We start from the raw sequence: 17,294 nt of genomic DNA, 5'->3' as shown, positions 1-17,294 counted from the left end.
AAATTATAAATGCATTAAAAATGATTCGGGATTGGCAAGAAAATCCCGTGTCAGATTGACATGTTCGAGTTCATTATATTTCACTTCACGGATCGCGCCATCCTGAAAGAGAAGGACCTGCGCATTGGGAAATGCGAGGAGGATCGGCGAGTGCGTGGCAATGATGAACTGCGAATCCTCCGCGATCATCTGTTTCAACGCGGAGAGAAAGCTCAACTGCCGTGTTGGGGACAATGCCGCTTCGGGCTCGTCCATCAGATACAAGCCGCCGGGCACAAACCGCGCCTGGAATAATGTCAGGAATGCCTCGCCGTGGGAATAATTATCGAGGTCCTTGCCATAGCGATTTTGCATTGCGGATAACTGCCCGGCGTACGCCGAACGCGCCAGGTCCGCCGCGTATTTCGAGCGTCCCTTGTACTCGCTTTCCACATTGTTGTATTCCCCCTCCAGGTCCTCCCGCGTTTCGCGCATGGATCGGGCATAGCCGAAGAAATCCTCGGCGCGCATGAAAAATCCCTTGCGAGTGCGTTTCGTCCATGTCAACTTGAAATATTTAGCCAGCCTGCGGATGAGCGCAAGGGTCTTGTCTGTTTTCACGCTTTCACTGCCCACCGTGATGGACTCTACTGCGCAGGCAATAGCCTCCATGATTGTGGATTTACCCGACCCGTTCTCTCCAACAAAAAATGTCACAGGCGCGGTAAATTTGAGCTTGGAAAGGGAGCGGATGACAGGAACAGTGAACGGGAATTCATCTGCTTCGCTTTCCAAGAAGGGGCGAGATATGAGGGATTGGAGGTGAATCATATATGAACGATGGACAAAGGACGATAGACCGCGGTCAGCGGTCTATCGTCCAAAGCCCTATTTCTTCCACTTCTTCATCGGCAGAACAAAATCGTACGGATAATCCGCAAGTTTTTCAAGCGTTCCCGCAGGATTGATCCAAAGCGTATCCTCGATACGAAAGCCCATCCCTCTTTCAGGATAGTACAGACCCGGCTCCGAGGTGATGACCGCGCCCGGCACAAGCCGCTGGTCGTCTCCGGAAGTTAAGCTGCTGAACGGCCGCTCATGGATATTCAGCCCCACGCCATGCCCCAGGCTGTGGACGTATCCCTCCACCGGCGCCTTGGTATTGAGGGGAGTCTGGTGGCCTTTGGATTCAAAATATTCGCAGGTCATTTTATGATAATGTTTGAAGGGTGTATTCAAATCGAAATTATCCATCAATTTGTCATAAATATCCCTGACCTGCTCATAGAGTTCCTGCGCTTGCGGCGTGGCATAGCCCAGGCTCCAGGTACGCGTGAAGTCGTAATAATAGCCGCCGCCGGCCTCAGCCGGATAGATATCGAAGACAATGGTCTGACCGAGTTTCATCAAGTCTGCCGGGTTGCCCGCGGAATGGGGCACGCCTGCATCGCGTCCGATGGCAAAGATGAAACCGGAAGGCAGTTCCGCGCCGTGTTCCGAAACCCATAAACGGATCCTGGAATGTACGTCTCCCACGCTTAACGGTGTTCCGTCCTCCTTCAGCAAGACCTCATCGTTACGCACATCACAGGAAGTGAGATACTCGCGGACCCTATCCACGACGCTGACTGTCACCCTGCCCATTTTACGGATGCGTGCCACCTCATCTTCGTCCTTGGTTTCCATTGCGCGCATAAAGATCGAATCTTCGCGAGGCTCGCCCACGAATTCAATTTCAGGCAGCAGTTTTTGCAAATGATTTAATTGTCCAAACACCGCACTTAAATCATAATTGCCGTACACTCCTGCGCGTCCCCTTGTCACACCCACTTCCGCAAACATCATCTGGCTGCGCAGGGCGCCGGCCAGTAAGAGATCGCCATCCGCTTTTTTCAAAAGCGCTTCGTAGTCATATGTACTGTAGGGGATCAGTTTCAATCCGCTTTTGGCGGCTTCATCGCGTTCCATGTCATTGTGGAAATACACCGCCTGCTCGCCGCGCCTTTTTATGATCGTGGCGTGGCTGACATGTCCACCGCCCGTCAGATAATACATGGGCGGGTTGTGTTCGGCATTCCCAAATACGACGATCGCATCCAGATCGCGGGAGTGCATGAGGGCGTCCAAGTCTGATTTCATATGCTTTCCTTCTTCAATAGATTTTTCAGCCCGACCAGCAGTGCGCCTTCCTGTTCCGGCAATACCGTGCGCGGGTCGAGCAGGACCTTGTCATTTTCTGTGCGGGCGATGATGGGCGGGTTATTCTTCCGCAAGGCATGCAGGAATTTTTCGGCGGATTTGACGTTCAACTCAAGCAAAAAGGTCGGGATGGATTCACCGGGCAGCGAACCGCCGCCCACTGTGGATTCGCCTTTCACCACCGCGCCTTGTTCCAACTCCGCCCGCCACGCTTCGGCCCGTCCTTGAACCTGCTTCAATGTCAGGGACATCATCCTCAAAATGGGCACTTCCCGCTCCGCTTCATCCTTAAGGTAGTGCAGCAATGTGGCAGATAGGCCGGCAAGGCACGCCTTGTCCGCACGGACGGCTCTCGCGAGGGGATGTCTTTTAACTTTATCCAATAAAGGCTTTTTTCCGATGATAATGCCCGCTTGTGGCCCCCCCAGCAGTTTATCGCCCGAAAACAGGATCACATCCGCGCCGGCCTGCATGGACTCCCGCACCGTCGGTTCGTGGGCGAGACCATATTTTACCGTATCGTACAATGCACCGGAACCGAGGTCATCCACAACAGGAACACCTGCCTTGTGCGCAATATTCGCGATATCGTTGAGTTCAGGTTCTTCGGTGAAGCCGACCAGCTTAAAATTGGAACGATGCGCGCGCATGACGAGTCCCGTCGATTCGGTCAGTGCTTCTTGATAATCCGAAAGGTGGATTTTATTGGTTGTACCCACCTCCACCAGCTTTGCGCCTGATTGTTTCATCACATCCGGCACGCGGAAGCCGCCGCCGATCTCGACCAGTTGCGAGCGGGCAATGACCGCGCGTTTTTTATTTGCAAGCGCCGAAAGAACAAGCAAAACCGCTGAAGCGCAGTTATTAACAACCAGTGCCGCTTCCGCACCCGTTAATTTTTGCAGAAGCGATTCGGCATGCAGCAGCCGTGAGCCGCGCTTGCCTGACCCAAGATCGAATTCAAGGTTGGAATATCCGCGCGAGATAACATCCATGGCGCGGATGGTTGCAGTGCTCAGCGGCGCGCGCCCCAAATTTGTGTGCAGGATGACCCCTGTTGCGTTGACAACCGGGATGAGAGTCGAGGCTGTCCACGTGGTGAGGATGGATTCTGCCCGGGTGATGATCAGATCCAAGGAGGGCAGGGCAGGTTTCGGGTCATGATTGAAGCGCTCGCGGACTTCCTCCAATGTGGTTCGAATCGCATCCAGCATCAAAGGCCTTCCGAATCTCGCAATGAGATGTACAGCGGCTTCTGTTTGCAGGATTCGTTCCACAGAGGGGATGTTACGAAGTATCGTCATCATCGGAAACCACGGGCGCAGGGCGGTTTGCCTTCTCGCGCAGGCGAATGAAATACTCTGCAGCGATCAGCCCGCCTGCCAGCCCCAGAATTACATAGAGGGTCACGAGACGCCCAAGTTGAAGCCATGCAAGCGTGACGCCGTACACGCCCACCCAGAGTGACTGACGTAAAATGACATTCGACTCAACAGGCTGCTCGCTCGGAAAGCGTTGATGGAGGAAATATACAATGGGAAGGGCCATGCCGGTGAGCGCCATTAAGGCAAAGACGAAAAACGCCCAGCGCGACCAGACAAAGGGAAGTGAAAAAAAGAGGATTGAAAACAACCCGCCCCAGCCAATCACGATGAGGGTGACGGCAGATGGCAGAACCCTGCGGAATGTGATTATACGTGAATCCATTGCAGGAATTATACCCGCAGAAGGATTCGGCCACTGGAGGGCGAAATATCCTCAGGATGTGAAGCTCATATATACCGACCTGCGCGACGATTGTTATTGCAATGGATTCCAGATGATCGAAAGCACAATGGCAAGCATGACCAGCAGGGCCGCCACCGCCGCGCACATGGCGCTGATCTCTGTTGTTGCGGTGACGGTGATCCATTGCGTGGGCAGGTTTTCGTACACCTCGCGTAATTCCGTTGAGCTTTCAGCCAGATGATAGGCCCCGCCGGTCATGTCGGCAACCTGCGTGAGGGTTGCCTCGTCGATCTCCCTGCGGAAGCCGCCGCCCCCGCCACCATTCAGATCTTGATTCCGATTCGCTCATGCACCTTTCCTTTGGGAAGTAACGGCTGTGTGCTTCGGGGTCGATCAGTGAACCTGCCAAACCAGAATGGCTGTCATCCCTATAATTTGCGGATGAGAAGGAAAGATGAGAATAATTCTCCGTTTCTTACAATCCAAGCGGATGTATATCAACTCTCAGGAAACTCACACAAATTGATCGCAATCCATGTATACTTTTGTGACTGTCATGTCATCGCGAGCCGTCAGTGCTTGTCTGACAGCGTGGCGATCTCAAAAAAAGCGGGAGATTGCTCCGTCGGGTTGGTCTCGATATGTTGCTTCGCAACTACTCGACCAACGTCCTTCCTCGCAACGACATGTAGAAGGAGAAACCATGAACGTATCCGATGCCATTCGATTGAAACGTGCTGTACGGAAGTTTCAAGACACGCCCCTGCCCGATGACGTAATCCATGCCATTCTCAATGCAGGGAGGCGCTCACAGTCATCAAAAAATATTCAGGCGTGGCAGTTCATTGCCATGCGGGACAAATCCATTTTGAAGGTACTTTCGGCATGCGGCGAGTGGGCGGGACATCTGGCGGGCGCGGCGTTGGGCGTCGCCATCCTGACCCCCGACCCAAGCGAGAAATTTCAGACGATGTTCGATGCGGGACAAGCCGCGGCGTTCATGCAGCTCGCCGCATGGGATTTGGGAGTCGGCTCCGTCCCTGCTTCGATCTATGAGCACGAGAAGGCACGCAAAATTTTAGGCTTCCCCGCAGAGTGGCACTTACGCATCGCACTCTCGTTCGGCTACCCGCTGGAGGAGCAGAAATTGTCCGCGCCGCCAAAGAAGGGCGGGCGGGCGGCGTTCGAGGATGTGGTGCATTGGGATCGGTGGTAGCCGAAATTATTAGCAATATTTGCAATGATGCGTCCCGGTTCGTAACAGATTTTTAGGACGGGAGGCAAAATATGCACTCGCACATGGACAGGCTACGGTCTGCCCCGCGATTGGATAGATCGCGAGCAGGGCGAGGGTCATGAGTTCCCGCACGAGGCAACGCAAGTCAAGAATATCTGGGTGCCGACAGGGGAGTAGGGGAAGCCAAATAATTGGAATAAGCAGTGCTTCGAGAATAGTCTCGAAGCACTTATTGTTTAATTCGAATAAAACCGTTGACTTTTACGTTAAGATAATGGCAGGAGAAAAGGAAGCCAAACGGTGGTGACTGTCTACACAACCAATGAAACCCAACTAGTGACCCAGGCGCAAAACGGCGACCGCAACGCGTTCAGCGAATTGGTCCGCCTGCATGCGCAGGGTGTGTTGAACGTCATCCATCGCATGTGCGGGGACGCACAGCTGGCGGAAGACGCCGCGCAGGAGACCTTCATCCGGGCCTGGCAGAACCTTTCCTCCTATCGCCCGGGGACGCCGCTCCGCAACTGGCTGTACCGCATCGCCGTCAACGCCGGGACGGATATGCTCCGCAAGGAGAAGCGCATCCTGCCCGACGCCATTGAAGACCTGCATCTGACGGATGGACGACCCGGACTCGAGTCGCTTGTCTCACAGCAGGAGAGGACAGCCTTGGTGCAGGAAGCGATCCTGTCCCTGCCGGATGCGAGCCGCGCTGTGCTGGTGCTGAGAGAATACGAAGGACTTTCCTATCAGGAAATCTCTTCCACATTGGATATACCAGTCGGAACTGTGATGTCGCGTTTGAATTATGCACGCAATTTATTGAAAGCAAAACTGGAACCGCATTTGTCTTTACTGGAGGTTGAACATGTCTAACCACGTCAGTGAATGGTTGAACGCCTACCTCGATGGCGAGTTGACGGGCGGAAGGCTTCAGCAAGTGGAGGCGCATCTTGCCGGATGTGAAGCCTGCCAGACAGGGTTGGAATCATTGCAGGCATTGTCGGCATTGCTGCATGAAGTCCCTACGGCGGAGTTTACTTCGAATGAACGCTTCGTCTCACAGGTGAACCTGCTTCTGCCTCAAAAGCAGACAGCCGCCCCGAGGCGTCAACTGCTCGAAGTCGGCTGGTGGCTGATCCCAGTCGGGCTGCTGATGGCATGGATATTTGTTGGTACGACCATCCTCGTCAGCGATATGGTCTCTGCGGCGCATAATTTTGGGCTGCTGGACAGCGGCACAACTTTATTGGTCTCCGACCCATCCACCGGCATGTATTGGACCTCGATGCTGGGACAAATCGGACTACTCGAAGGTGACAGCCTGCACTGGGCTGGGAGGACCGAGAGGTACACAAGGAACGTAGTACCGCAATACATCTGGCAGGTATCGGTTGCATTACTTTACCTGACATGGATCGCGATCTGGTGGGCACGCCACAGGCGTCAGGGGCAGGTACCGCTCCTCGGAGGCTGAGGCAGGCTCACTGTCTGGAAAAGAAGCGAAAGAGAACGTTCGTAAACAAGGAGAAAAACAATGGATCCCGTCAAAATCTTAAAACGTGCATGGCACATCCTGTGGAGTTATCGTGCTCTGTGGGTATTTGGCTTGATATTGGCGCTTGCCACCGCTGGTTCAACCGGCGGCGGTTCGAACAGCGGATCGCGTTATTCCGTGGACAGTGAAAGCCAGCAGATGCCGCTCCCAAAGAACATCCAACAGGGGATGGAAGAATTCACGAGGGAAATGGAGCGACTCTTCGATGAGGGTCCGCGAAATGTGGACATCCCGCGTGAAGAACTGACCGCCCTGCTCTGGATCGCCGTTGCCTTCACACTGGTCATGATCGTGCTGGGCGTCATCGTGGCGGTCGGGCGCTATGTGTCCGAGACCGCCGTCATCCGCATGGTGGACGAATATGAAAGCACGGATACCAAAATGACCGTGCGCCAGGGTTTCCGTATCGGCTGGTCGCGCACATCGTGGCGGTTGTTCCTGATCAATTTGATCGTCAGCCTGCCCGCCATTCTGCTGGCATTGGTTTTGCTCTTCATGGGCATTGGCGTGTTCTTTGCGGTTGAAAATGGAAACCTGACCTTCACGGCATTCAGCGTCATCGCCATGATCGGTGTGGTGTTCCTGCTTGTCTTCGCAGTCGCCATTTTAAGCATCCTCCTGCGCCTGCTTCGAAATTTCTTCTGGCGCGTCTGCGTCCTCGAAGGCGTTGGTGTGCAGGAGGCGCTTCTCCGCGGCTGGATGCTGGTGCGTGAGAACTGGAAGAACGTCGGCCTGATGTGGCTGGTGATGATCGGTCTGGGGATCGCATGGGCGGTTGCCTCCATCCTGCTCATGATCGTCACCATCCCGGTTGTGATCGTCACGCTCATCATCGCAGTCTTAATCGCTGCCATCCCTGCGCTGCTGCTGGTCGGTCTGTTCAGCCTGTTTCTGGGCAACGTGCTGGCCTGGGTGCTCGGCATCGTCTTCACCCTGCCGTTATTCTTCACGATCGCCTTCTCGCCCTGGCTGCTGTTTAGCAGCTGGCAGGCGGTCTTCACTTCAACGGTCTGGACGTTGACCTACCGTGAGATCAAAGCCCTGCCCGCCGAACTCACAGTGGATGAACCCGCCGTGAGTTGACCCGCGTCTCATTACGAACAAAGACCCCGCCTTGAGCGGGGTCTTTGTCATTTAACCTTCGAAGTCGGAGGCATTCTTGTTATCAAATGAAGTTTCAGGCAAAACTATATCAGCGCGATAAACTCTTCGCGTGACAGGGTCTCTTGTCCGAGCAGGGCTTGCGTCACCCGCTCAACCGCATCCTGTTGTTCGCTGACGATGCGTTTCGCTTCCTGATAACACTCGTCCAGAATCTCGTTGATCGCTTTATCGAGCGCTTCAAATGTTTTTTGACCAGTCTGTGGCGTCAAACCTTCCACACCTTCAGGTCGTTTGAAAACCCGCAAACCGCTGACGCTCATCCCGAGGCGCATGACCATGTCCTCAGCCAGTTGCGTGGCAACCTGGAGGTCGTTGGAGGCGCCGCTGGTAATGTCAGTGCAGAATATTTCCTCTGCCACACGCCCGCCCATCAGACCGATAATCCGCGCCATGATCTGGTTGCGGAACATGAGGATGCTGTCCTGTTCGGGGAGCGCCATGGTAAAGCCGCCTGACCCTCCGCGTGGGATGATCGTGATTTTGTAGACAGGGTCGGAGTGTGGCGTGGCGTGCATCACGACCGCATGACCCGCTTCATGATACGCAATGGTGCGTCGCTCGCCTTCGCTGATGACTCGGCTCTTTTGCTGGACGCCGCCGATCAAGGATTTTTCGACAGCCTCCTGAAAATCGAGCACGGAGATCGTCTCATGTCCGCCGCGTACGGCTATGATTGCCGCTTCATTGACAATATTCGCCAGGTCCGCTCCGACCAGCCCCGGCGTGGATTTGGCAATATCCATGAGGTTTACATCTTCTGCCAGTTTCCGATCTTTGACATGCACTTCCAGAATGGACACGCGCCCCTTCACGTCAGGACGGGATATATTCACGTGGCGGTCAAAACGACCGGCGCGGATTAATGCCGGGTCGAGCACATCCACACGATTGGTGGCGGCAAGGACGACCACACCATCAGTGGCGGAAAAACCATCCATTTCGACGAGCAGCTGGTTTAGAGTCTGATCCGCTTCCATTTCTCCGCCTCCACCGCCGCCGGCATGACGCTTCCGTCCCACTGCGTCGATCTCGTCAATGAAAATAATGCAGGGGGCTTTGGAGCGGGCTTTCTTAAATAGCGAACGTACGCGGCCCGCACCCACACCCACAAAGACCTCCACAAATTCAGAACCAGATGTACTGAAGAACGGCACGCCAGCTTCCCCGGCGATTGCCTTCGCAAGCAGCGTTTTGCCCGTTCCAGGGTCGCCTGCCAAAAGCACGCCGTGCGGCATGCGCGCACCCATGCGCTCGTAAAGTTGGTTATCTTTCAGGAAGGCGACGATGTCCACCAATTCCTCGCGGTTCTCATCCATGCCGGCGACATCCTTGAAGGTGACATTCGGGATTATCCCTTCCGCATATTTTTTACGGCCGATCATGCCGCCTGAAAACCGCATCAGGACAAAGCCCATCATGCCGAGCATTGCCAGGCTTATCACGGTGCTGATGACTTTATCGCTGGATGCCAAACTCGACACCACGACCTCATATTCCAGCTTCGATATCTCGCTCCTGCTTACGCCAAGGAACTGCATTTGCTCCAGAAAGGAAGTGGATTGGTCTCGCCGCGTTTTGTCCTGCGACCCGTCCTTGTAATGGATGATCAGGATATCCCCGCCCTGAATTTCCTCGATTCGTACCACCTGCCCGGCTGAGATGGCTGTTGCCACATTGCTCAACGCAACTGGTTTTTCCTGCATCATGGAGCGAATCAATAATCCACTAACGGTGACCAACCCAAGAATTAATAGGATCAGGCTTATCCTGCCGTATTTGTGTTTTCTAAAGAACTCTAATATTTGATTTACAGATTGTTTCATGTCTCCTCGGTGTTGGTAAAGATCCAATACAGATTGCATTAAGTACCCCTTTATCTTATCCCGTTATGGATGTCTATCCATTAACAGCTTCGATAGAAGCGTGTACGAATTTGGTAAGAAAGCCTCGGTTATACAGGTAAGATTCCAGTCTGGTCAGCCACTTTACCCCACTTTGATTAATGATTGCTAATAATGCTTCTCGATCCCGCCGAACCCGAACACTTTATTCTTTTCCGACATCTCGATGAAATGCTTTAATCGCTTCTCGAATCCTTCGGGACGCTTGCGTGCCCCTTCAACAAAAGCGACTCGTATCCGAATATAGGAATCGGAGAACTGTTGGAAGTTCTTCCAGGCTTCCTTGTTGGCTTGGATGGCTTTCAAAATATCGGATGGGATGACGAATTCCGCGTTCAGAACATCCTCCAGGGTATTTGCCACTTCCTTGATGACTTTCTTTCGCGCCGCCAATGTCCGCAGGCGCTCGATGTTGGCTTGCGAATATTTGGCTTTTGGCTTTCTCGGCGAAAAGCGCTGGACAGTATGGTCATCGTCGAGTTTCTTGATGATCGAGTCGATCCAGCCGAAGCACAGGGCTTCCTCCACTGCGCCGTTGTATACGATGCGCGGTTCCCCCGTCGCTTTTTTAGGGTAGACCAGCCAGATCTCAGGCTGGGTTTTGTAATTCTTTTTCAGCCAATTCCGCCAGTCCTTGCGGTTTGTGACGTAAAGGGTTTGAGAGATTTCCATGGTTACCTAGAAAACCTTGTATTTATTCTGCACAAACCCATTCTTGAATGATTCGGATTTCAGTAATTCCAATATTATATCCCCTTCCAATTTTCCGAACAACGACAGACCTTCGCCGATGAGGATGGGAATGGTGGTGATGGTCATTTCATTTACAAGACCTTCGCGCAAGAAGCGTTGGATGGTCACACCGCCATCGAGATAGATGTGTCGGCTGTTGCGTCCTTCGAGTTCACGAATCAACCCACGGGGAGGTAAATGAAGCGCTTCGGCTTTGCCGGTCAGTTCGGGCGCGAGAGTCAAATCCCTGCTGGTGAGCACAATCACCTTTTTCTGGTAATGCCAGCCGCCGAAGGTCAGCACTTTTTCGAATGTGTTGCGTCCCATCACAACATGGTCAATATCGGACATGAATTCCGCGTAGCCGTACTCTTCACTGCTCCCGCCGCCTGTGAGCCAGTCAATATCTCCATTCCGGCGGGCGATGAAGCCATCCAGGCTGACGGCAATGTACACTGAAACCTTAATAGGCATGAGGTTTCTCCTTGAGCCATTATATAATAGGAGCTGAGTTTATCGTCCTTTTCGCCAAGGAGTGACAGATGAATAAAATACGATCCGGGTTGAATGTGGTGATTCTTCTGGCTGTTGCATTGTCATCCTGCAACATGCCGCTGGATACAGCGGAAGACGGCGCTAAAGCAACGCCTTTTGATGATCAAACGAACAATCCGCAGCAACAGGCGGAACACCGCATTGGAGTACGGCAGGTGGATGGCACGGGGGAGTTTTACGACAAACAGACGGGCGAAACCTTCATTCCGCGCGGGGCGAATTATGTCTTCGTCCCTGCTGGGAACGGAATCACAAACCTGTTGCTGCGCGTGAATACCTACGACCCGCTGCGAACACGAGATGATTTCTCCCGCCTTGCGGGACTCGGTTATAACACCGCCCGCGTTTTTCTCGATCAATGCAGCCGCGGACCGGGTTGTATCGCCAACGCGGATTCGGCGGGTTTGAATCCGCAGTATCTCGATAACATCGCGGATATGACCCTTGCCGCAAAAGAAGCGGGGATTTACATCCTGTTCACGTCCAACGACCTGCCCGATGACGGCGGCTATGCGGAGGAGGCCAACTTCGGTTCGGGCGGCGACTTTGCAGGCTACCGCAACTCCTTCTATTTGCGCCCCCAGGCAGTTTCCGCCACCCGCCGCTACTGGCGCGACATCCTGACTGGATTGGCCGAGCGGAACGCCGCATTCAATGCCGTGCTGGGCTGGCAATTGCTCAACGAGCAGTGGATGTTTATTGACCAGCCGCCGCTGTCCCTGACGAGCGGAAGCGTGGAGACCGCCACAGGCACATACGAGATGGGTGATCCCGAACAAAAGAAACAAATGGTCAGTGATGGTCTTGTCCATTATATTGCCCAAATGAAGGAGGAGATTCTTTTCCACGATCCAACGGCACTGGTCACAATGGGCTTCTTCGCGCCTGAGATCGCCGCGCCGGGTTGGTATGTGGAGACTGCGTCCCTGCTCGAAAATTCAAATCTGGATTTCTTTGACTTCCATGCCTATTCGGGTCCATTGGGCTTGCAGGCATATGTTGAAGCCTTTGGCATGATCGGTTATGATGCCAAGCCGATCATCCTTGGGGAATACGGTCCATTCCGCCATACGTATGCGGACATTGAATCCGCCGCGCGCGTGACCTCGAACTGGGTTGCCGAGTCCTGTGAATACGGTTTCGATGGCTGGCTGTATTGGACATATTATCCGGCCGCCGCAACCACCCATGACCGCACCTGGGGACTGACGGATGAAGATGGATACCTGCTGGAATTATTTGCGCCGCTCAACCAGCCTGACCCGTGCGCGGCGGTTGATATCCCGAACGATAATATCGCTTACGGAAAACCCGTCCGCGCATCGAATAGCCTGACCAATGAACCCGCGTCAAACGCAGTGGATGATAATTCTGCCACCCAGTGGGGTGCGGGCGCACCCCCTCCGCAGTGGCTCGAAGTCGATTTGCAGGGCGTGTACCGCATCACGGAGATCCGCCTGCAGGTGGCGCAATACCCGGTCGGGAACACAGTTCATCGAGTACAGGTGCGTTTTTCGAATGCCGATGCATTCATAACAGTCCACGAGTTCAGCGGCTACACGCAGGACAACGAATGGCTGACTTTTACTCCGGATGTCCCGCTTGAGAATGTCACCCAGATTCGCATCCAGACCGCCAGCAGTTCCTCGTGGGTGGCCTGGAAGGAAATTCAGGTGTTCAGCGAAAGCCGGTAGAAATATCTGGAATGGCAGTTTATTCTGATTCGCCCGGTTTTATGATCTCGTTCAGGAATATCTCCACAACTTGCGGATCGAAGTGCATCCCGCTGTTTTCACGAATATAGTCGATGGCTTTTAAGTGAGGCCAGGCTAGCCGGTAAGGACGGTCGCTGGTCAGTGCATCCCACACATCCGCTATCGCAAAGATGCGCGCCGCCAGCGGAATTTGCTCGCCCTTCAATCCGCGCGGGTAGCCTGTGCCATCCCATTTTTCGTGATGGCAGAACGGGATGTCCAGCGCCGGTTGTAGATATGGAATTGGGGTGAGCAGGTCATATGCCAGCTGCGGATGGCGCTGCATGATCTCCCATTCATCCGCGGTGAGAGGGCCGGGCTTGAGCAGGATGTTATCCGGCACGCCCATCTTGCCGATATCATGCAATAACGAACCCCGCCGCACATGCACGATCTGGCTGTCCGTGATACCCATCAGGCGGGCAAGTTTTATGGTCGCTTCTGTAACGCGCTGGGTGTGCCCCTCAGTCTCCTTGTCACGCAGGTCGAGCGCATGAGACCAGCCTTCGATGGTCGCATTGTATGCCATCTCGAGGTCAAAGTTGGAGCGCTGGATCTTTTCAAATAACAGGGCGTTGTCAATCGCGATGGCGGTCTGCCAGCTTAGTGAATCGAGGAAATCCAGCCAATCCATGTCCACATGCAGGGGGGAGCGGTTGAAGATCTCGAGAATGCCTTTCACCTCCCCTTTTGCGGTCAATGGAACACCGAAATAGGTGACGAATTCCTCGTCTGATAGTAGGTCACGGCGCGAGAATTCTACGCTGCTTTCTTTCAAGTCTTTAACATGCACGATCTTTTTTTCCAGCACGGCTTGTCCGGCCAGGCCTTCCCCGAGGCGGAGGCTGGTGGAGGTAATTGCCCGGGTGCGGAATCCTCTTCCGGCGGCGTATTCGAGGCGGTTTATGTCCGCATGCATCAACAAGACGCTGGCGGCATCCACTTCCAGTTGCGAAACAACCTGTTCGAGCACCGTGTTGAGCGCGATACGCATGTCCAGACTGTTGCTAATCGCAAGGTCGATTGTCCGCAGACTGCTCAAGCGGTCGATCTGCTTAATGCTTTGTTCGAGGAGTCTCATGCGATGGATGGCATTGCCGCCGATCTCAGCAAGGGCATTAAGAATGTGTACTTCATCCGTTGTTAACTCACGCGGCAGGCGGATGTTGATGAACATGACGCCCACGATATTCTCGGCGTCATGAAGTGGAATGCAGGCCCCGCCAATTCCTTCCGGCAGAATATCGCGATCCTCCTTTGCGATGTTGGCGTCGGTCTGGAATTCCCTTGTAATGATGAATTTTCCGTTTTGTAAAACCAAACCCGGAATCCCCTCGCCACGCCGTACCGATGTTTTTTTACCGGTTTCCCAATTCCGCTGGGTTTCGAGGTGGATCAGATCTGTAGCGGGGCTATACAGCCAGATACTGCCCGCATCCGCCTTGATCAAATTGATCGCTTCGTCCAACAGGCGGTTCAATAATTCCTTGAGAGATTTTCCCGTACGCAGCACCTTGCTGAGGAATGCAATCGCCTCCAATTCACGCTCGTGCTGTTTGCGATCGGTAATGTCCACAAGGGAAACCAGGACTCGTGAAAATGTTTTTTCATGCCCCGGCGCAACCGCCCAGCTTAGTTTTGCATACAGGCGCCGTCCATCCAGTGTTTTTACCACCACGTCCGCGTCCAATTGCTGCAGTCCTTTGGAAATGGCGAGGAGTTCCTGTATAAAACTATTGGTGCTTTCCGTTTCAAATGTTGATTCGAGACTCGCAAGCAGTTCGTCCTTGTTCTTTGCGCCGAGCAATCTTAAGGATGACTGGTTGACATCAATGATCTTGACCAGACTCATACATTCCACCAGCGCCCGGGGGTGATCGGAAAAATATTCCTCCAGGTCCATGGATTCGTTTTTGATCATCAGGTTGTCGAGGTAGGATTTTACATGCGAGAAATCCTCCTCCCAAATGGATACAGGAATATTTTCAAACAGGCCGTGGAAGCGCGCATTGCTTTCACGCAGGGCCTCATCGGCATCCCTCTGCCTGCGGCGGGTTTCTGCATTCTTTAGTTCCCGCTGGATGGCGGGAATGAGCCTCGACAGGTTGCCTTTGATGATGAAGTCATCCGCGCCAGCGACCAACGCTTCAACGGCGGTCTCCTCCCCAATTGTCCCCGAGACGATGATGAATGGCAGGTCGTAGCCGCCAGTCTGCAGGACGGATAATGCGCGAGGGGCGTCGAATTTTGGCAGCGAATAGTCGCAGATGACCAGGTCCCATGCCTGGCGCTCCAGCGCCGACCGCATTGTTTTTTTAGTTTCGACCCGTTCATATTCCACCAGATAGCCTGCGCGCTGGATCTCGCGGGAAAGCAATTTGGCGTCATCGTCAGAGTCTTCAACCAAAAGAATCTTTAAGAGTTTATTCAGCAGGTACCTCTATTTCGGCGGCGGCTCATTCAACACCAGCCAATATAGCCCAAGCTGGCGGACTGCCTCTACAAACTGAATGAAATCCACTGGTTTGCGGACATAGGAGTTCGCCCCCAGACTGTAGCCCATGATCAAATCCTGTTCCTCCTTTGATGAGGTAAGGATGACAACCGGGAGCAGGCGGGTGCTCTCGGTTTCACGGATGCGGCGAAGCACTTCCAGCCCACCCACTTTGGGCAGGTTTAGGTCCAACAGGACAACCTGGGGCAGGTTTTGAAATTCGCGAGTGGCATGCGCCCCTGTTCCGAACAGGAAGTCCAACGCTTCAGCGCCGTCTCGCACCACCACCAGGTTGTTGCCGATATTGTTTTTCTTCAACGCGCGCACGGTCAGCGCTTCGTCGTCGGGGTTGTCCTCCACAAGCAGAATGAGCTTGTCTTCCATTCTTGTCTCCTTTATAACCTGAAGTAAAACGTCGCGCCTCTTCCCTCTTCGCCCTCGGCCCAGATACTGCCGCCATGCATTTTTATAATGCGTCGAACGGTGGCGAGGCCCACACCGGTGCCGGGAAATTCAGCTGTCGAATGAAGGCGTTGAAAGACCCCAAACAATTTGTTCACATACGCCATGTCGAATCCCGTGCCGTTATCGCGGACAAAGAAGGTCCGTTCTTCCACCGTGTTTTGCTGCCCAAATTCGATGAGCGCCTGCTCTTTTTTCGCCGTGAATTTCCATGCATTACCCAGGAGGTTTTCAAGAGCAATATGCATCAGGCTGGGGTCGCCATTGATCCGCAAATCCGGCGTGATCGTGAAGGTGATGTTGCGTTCGGGGCTGTCCTCTCTGAGAGTGCCTGCAATGTCTTCCGCCATTTCGCTGAGGTTGATCAAGGTTGGTTGCAGGGGAGACCTTGTCACGCGCGCGAGGTTCAAGAGATCGTCGATCAATCTCCCCATGCGTTGAGCGGCGGCGCGCACACGTTCCAGGTAGGCGCGTCCTTCCGCGGGGATTTTGTCGCTATAATCCTCAAGCAGGATCTGGCTGAATCCGTCAATTCCGCGAAGGGGTGCGCGCAGATCGTGAGATACAGAATAACTAAAGGCTTCCAATTCCTGATTGGCGGCTTCCAATTGCGCGGCGCGCTGCCTTAAGTCCTGGTTCAATTTTTGGACGTCTGCCTCCGCCCGTTTGCGCTCCGTGATATCGCGGATGGCGGCAATGACCAGAAGGTCCTCTTCCGAATCCAGCGGACTGAGACTGATCTCGATCGGGAATTCGCTTCCATTCTTTCGCATGCCGAAGAGGTCGAGACCGATCCCCATGGGCCGCACAGGATGCTCGACATAATAGCCGTTACGGTGACTGACGTGTTTTTTTCGAAAGCGCTTCGGCACCAAGACCTCAATCGGGTGTCCAATCATTTCGGCCCGCACATAGCCGAACATTTTCTCTGTTTGTGAATTGACCAATTGAATGACCCCGGCCCGATCCACTACGATGATCCCATCCGGGGCGGATTCCAAAAGCCCGCGGAATTTTTTTTCGGCGTGCTGGCGTTCTGTCATATCGCGGATGGCGGCAATGGCAAATATGCCCTCCTCTGTTTCCAGCGGGCTGAGGCTGATCTCAACCGGAATTTCGCTGCCATCCTGCCGCAAGCCGAATAATTCCAAACCGTTGCCCATCGGTCTTACACGCATGTCGGAGAAATATCCAGCGCGATGTGTCTCATGGTTGCGGTGATATCGAATGGGAATAAAGGTTTCGATGGGTTGTCCCTGTATCTCATTGCGAGACCATCCAAACAATTTCTCGAATTGGGTATTAACCAGCATAATATTCCCTCTGCCATCCACAATGACCATTGCATCAGGCGCTGCCTCCAGCAGGTGGAGGAATTTTCGATCTCTGAACACGGATTTCATGCCTTTCGTCAGTATATAATGGCACACTCTACGAGGAAGCTTTGAAATTGATAAAATTAGATAGTTTTTATCCAATTTTATCCGACTATACAACAGTATCCAAAGAAAATCAAGTAACCAAAAGTAAT

At 53.6% G+C, this 17,294-nt stretch carries 16 protein-coding genes; 5 read left to right on the top strand and 11 right to left on the bottom strand.

From position 1 onward, the window contains the following. Positions 1-3: 3 nt before the first annotated feature. From QY332_11420 to QY332_11400, 5 genes are all read right to left on the bottom strand, one after another. Positions 4-774, bottom strand: coding sequence for an AAA family ATPase (locus QY332_11420; protein WKZ34219.1), 771 nt, complete (start codon positions 772-774; stop codon positions 4-6). Between the two features lie 93 nt (positions 775-867). Then, a complete protein-coding gene (locus QY332_11415; GenBank protein WKZ34218.1) occupies positions 868-2,118 on the bottom strand; it encodes a M24 family metallopeptidase in 1,251 nt (416 codons plus the stop codon). After that, a complete protein-coding gene (gene selA, locus QY332_11410) occupies positions 2,115-3,485 on the bottom strand; it encodes an L-seryl-tRNA(Sec) selenium transferase (GenBank protein WKZ34217.1) in 1,371 nt (456 codons plus the stop codon). Before selA ends, QY332_11415 begins: the two co-directional genes overlap by 4 nt. Continuing rightward, complete coding sequence (locus QY332_11405) at positions 3,466-3,885, bottom strand: hypothetical protein (GenBank protein ID WKZ34216.1); 420 nt, start codon at positions 3,883-3,885, stop codon at positions 3,466-3,468. The genes selA and QY332_11405 overlap by 20 nt, the downstream gene beginning before the upstream one ends. A gap of 93 nt (positions 3,886-3,978) precedes the next feature. Then, positions 3,979-4,164, bottom strand: coding sequence for a hypothetical protein (locus QY332_11400; protein WKZ34215.1), 186 nt, complete (start codon positions 4,162-4,164; stop codon positions 3,979-3,981). A 445-nt stretch (positions 4,165-4,609) separates the two neighbouring features. Between QY332_11400 and QY332_11395 the strand changes: the two genes are divergently transcribed. From QY332_11395 to QY332_11380, 4 genes are all read left to right on the top strand, one after another. Continuing rightward, complete coding sequence (locus QY332_11395) at positions 4,610-5,122, top strand: nitroreductase family protein (GenBank protein WKZ34214.1); 513 nt, start codon at positions 4,610-4,612, stop codon at positions 5,120-5,122. 324 nt (positions 5,123-5,446) lie between these two features. Beyond that, a complete protein-coding gene (locus QY332_11390) occupies positions 5,447-6,019 on the top strand; it encodes a sigma-70 family RNA polymerase sigma factor (GenBank protein WKZ34213.1) in 573 nt (190 codons plus the stop codon). Next, on the top strand, positions 6,012-6,620 hold the full coding sequence (locus tag QY332_11385) for a zf-HC2 domain-containing protein (GenBank protein WKZ34212.1): 609 nt from the start codon (positions 6,012-6,014) through the stop codon (positions 6,618-6,620). The genes QY332_11390 and QY332_11385 overlap by 8 nt, the downstream gene beginning before the upstream one ends. A 60-nt stretch (positions 6,621-6,680) precedes the next feature. Next, positions 6,681-7,784: a hypothetical protein gene (locus tag QY332_11380; GenBank protein ID WKZ34211.1), complete on the top strand. Its 1,104-nt coding sequence runs from the start codon at positions 6,681-6,683 to the stop codon at positions 7,782-7,784. A 104-nt stretch (positions 7,785-7,888) separates the two neighbouring features. Here the strand turns inward: QY332_11380 and ftsH are convergent, their stop codons facing one another. From ftsH to QY332_11365, 3 genes are all read right to left on the bottom strand, one after another. After that, complete coding sequence (gene ftsH / locus QY332_11375) at positions 7,889-9,688, bottom strand: ATP-dependent zinc metalloprotease FtsH (GenBank protein WKZ34210.1); 1,800 nt, start codon at positions 9,686-9,688, stop codon at positions 7,889-7,891. A 186-nt stretch (positions 9,689-9,874) separates the two neighbouring features. After that, complete coding sequence (locus QY332_11370) at positions 9,875-10,438, bottom strand: YdeI/OmpD-associated family protein (GenBank protein WKZ34209.1); 564 nt, start codon at positions 10,436-10,438, stop codon at positions 9,875-9,877. Positions 10,439-10,444: 6 nt separating this feature from the next. Next, positions 10,445-10,972, bottom strand: a complete 528-nt coding sequence (locus QY332_11365; GenBank protein ID WKZ34208.1) for a dihydrofolate reductase family protein — start codon at positions 10,970-10,972, stop codon at positions 10,445-10,447. 68 nt (positions 10,973-11,040) lie between these two features. Here QY332_11365 and QY332_11360 point away from each other — a divergent pair, with 68 nt between their 5' ends. Further along, positions 11,041-12,747 carry a discoidin domain-containing protein gene (locus QY332_11360; protein WKZ34207.1) on the top strand — a complete coding sequence of 569 codons (1,707 nt, stop codon included), beginning with the start codon at positions 11,041-11,043 and terminating at the stop codon, positions 12,745-12,747. 19 nt (positions 12,748-12,766) lie between these two features. Here QY332_11360 and QY332_11355 read toward each other — a convergent pair whose 3' ends face one another. Genes QY332_11355 through QY332_11345 form a run of 3 tightly spaced genes read right to left on the bottom strand, consistent with a single transcriptional unit; the run spans position 12,767 to position 17,166 of the window. Then, positions 12,767-15,214 (bottom strand): GAF domain-containing protein, encoded by a 2,448-nt coding sequence (locus QY332_11355; GenBank protein WKZ34206.1) that lies wholly within the window; start codon positions 15,212-15,214, stop codon positions 12,767-12,769. 33 nt (positions 15,215-15,247) lie between these two features. After that, positions 15,248-15,685, bottom strand: a complete 438-nt coding sequence (locus tag QY332_11350) for a response regulator (protein WKZ34205.1) — start codon at positions 15,683-15,685, stop codon at positions 15,248-15,250. A gap of 11 nt (positions 15,686-15,696) precedes the next feature. Next, complete coding sequence (locus QY332_11345; protein ID WKZ34204.1) at positions 15,697-17,166, bottom strand: PAS domain S-box protein; 1,470 nt, start codon at positions 17,164-17,166, stop codon at positions 15,697-15,699. Positions 17,167-17,294: the final 128 nt, after the last annotated feature.

This window comes from Anaerolineales bacterium, assembly GCA_030583885.1.
In the GTDB taxonomy this organism is placed as follows: Bacteria; Chloroflexota; Anaerolineae; order Anaerolineales; family Villigracilaceae; genus Villigracilis.
Note: the sequence above shows the minus strand (reverse complement) of the source record. Positions and strands in the feature narration are given on the sequence as shown.

Excerpts from the sequence above, each read along its gene's own strand:
- QY332_11345 (WKZ34204.1), bottom strand. The coding sequence starts at position 17,166 with ATGAAATCCGTGTTCAGAGATCGAAAATTCCTCCACCTGCTGGAGGCA.
- QY332_11395 (WKZ34214.1), top strand. The coding sequence starts at position 4,610 with ATGAACGTATCCGATGCCATTCGATTGAAACGTGCTGTACGGAAGTTT.
- QY332_11360 (WKZ34207.1), top strand. The coding sequence starts at position 11,041 with ATGAATAAAATACGATCCGGGTTGAATGTGGTGATTCTTCTGGCTGTT.
- QY332_11350 (WKZ34205.1), bottom strand. The coding sequence starts at position 15,685 with ATGGAAGACAAGCTCATTCTGCTTGTGGAGGACAACCCCGACGACGAA.
- ftsH (WKZ34210.1), bottom strand. The coding sequence starts at position 9,688 with ATGAAACAATCTGTAAATCAAATATTAGAGTTCTTTAGAAAACACAAA.
- QY332_11385 (WKZ34212.1), top strand. The coding sequence starts at position 6,012 with ATGTCTAACCACGTCAGTGAATGGTTGAACGCCTACCTCGATGGCGAG.
- selA (WKZ34217.1), bottom strand. The coding sequence starts at position 3,485 with ATGATGACGATACTTCGTAACATCCCCTCTGTGGAACGAATCCTGCAA.
- QY332_11365 (WKZ34208.1), bottom strand. The coding sequence starts at position 10,972 with ATGCCTATTAAGGTTTCAGTGTACATTGCCGTCAGCCTGGATGGCTTC.
- QY332_11400 (WKZ34215.1), bottom strand. The coding sequence starts at position 4,164 with ATGACCGGCGGGGCCTATCATCTGGCTGAAAGCTCAACGGAATTACGC.
- QY332_11380 (WKZ34211.1), top strand. The coding sequence starts at position 6,681 with ATGGATCCCGTCAAAATCTTAAAACGTGCATGGCACATCCTGTGGAGT.
- QY332_11405 (WKZ34216.1), bottom strand. The coding sequence starts at position 3,885 with ATGGATTCACGTATAATCACATTCCGCAGGGTTCTGCCATCTGCCGTC.
- QY332_11415 (WKZ34218.1), bottom strand. The coding sequence starts at position 2,118 with ATGAAATCAGACTTGGACGCCCTCATGCACTCCCGCGATCTGGATGCG.
- QY332_11370 (WKZ34209.1), bottom strand. The coding sequence starts at position 10,438 with ATGGAAATCTCTCAAACCCTTTACGTCACAAACCGCAAGGACTGGCGG.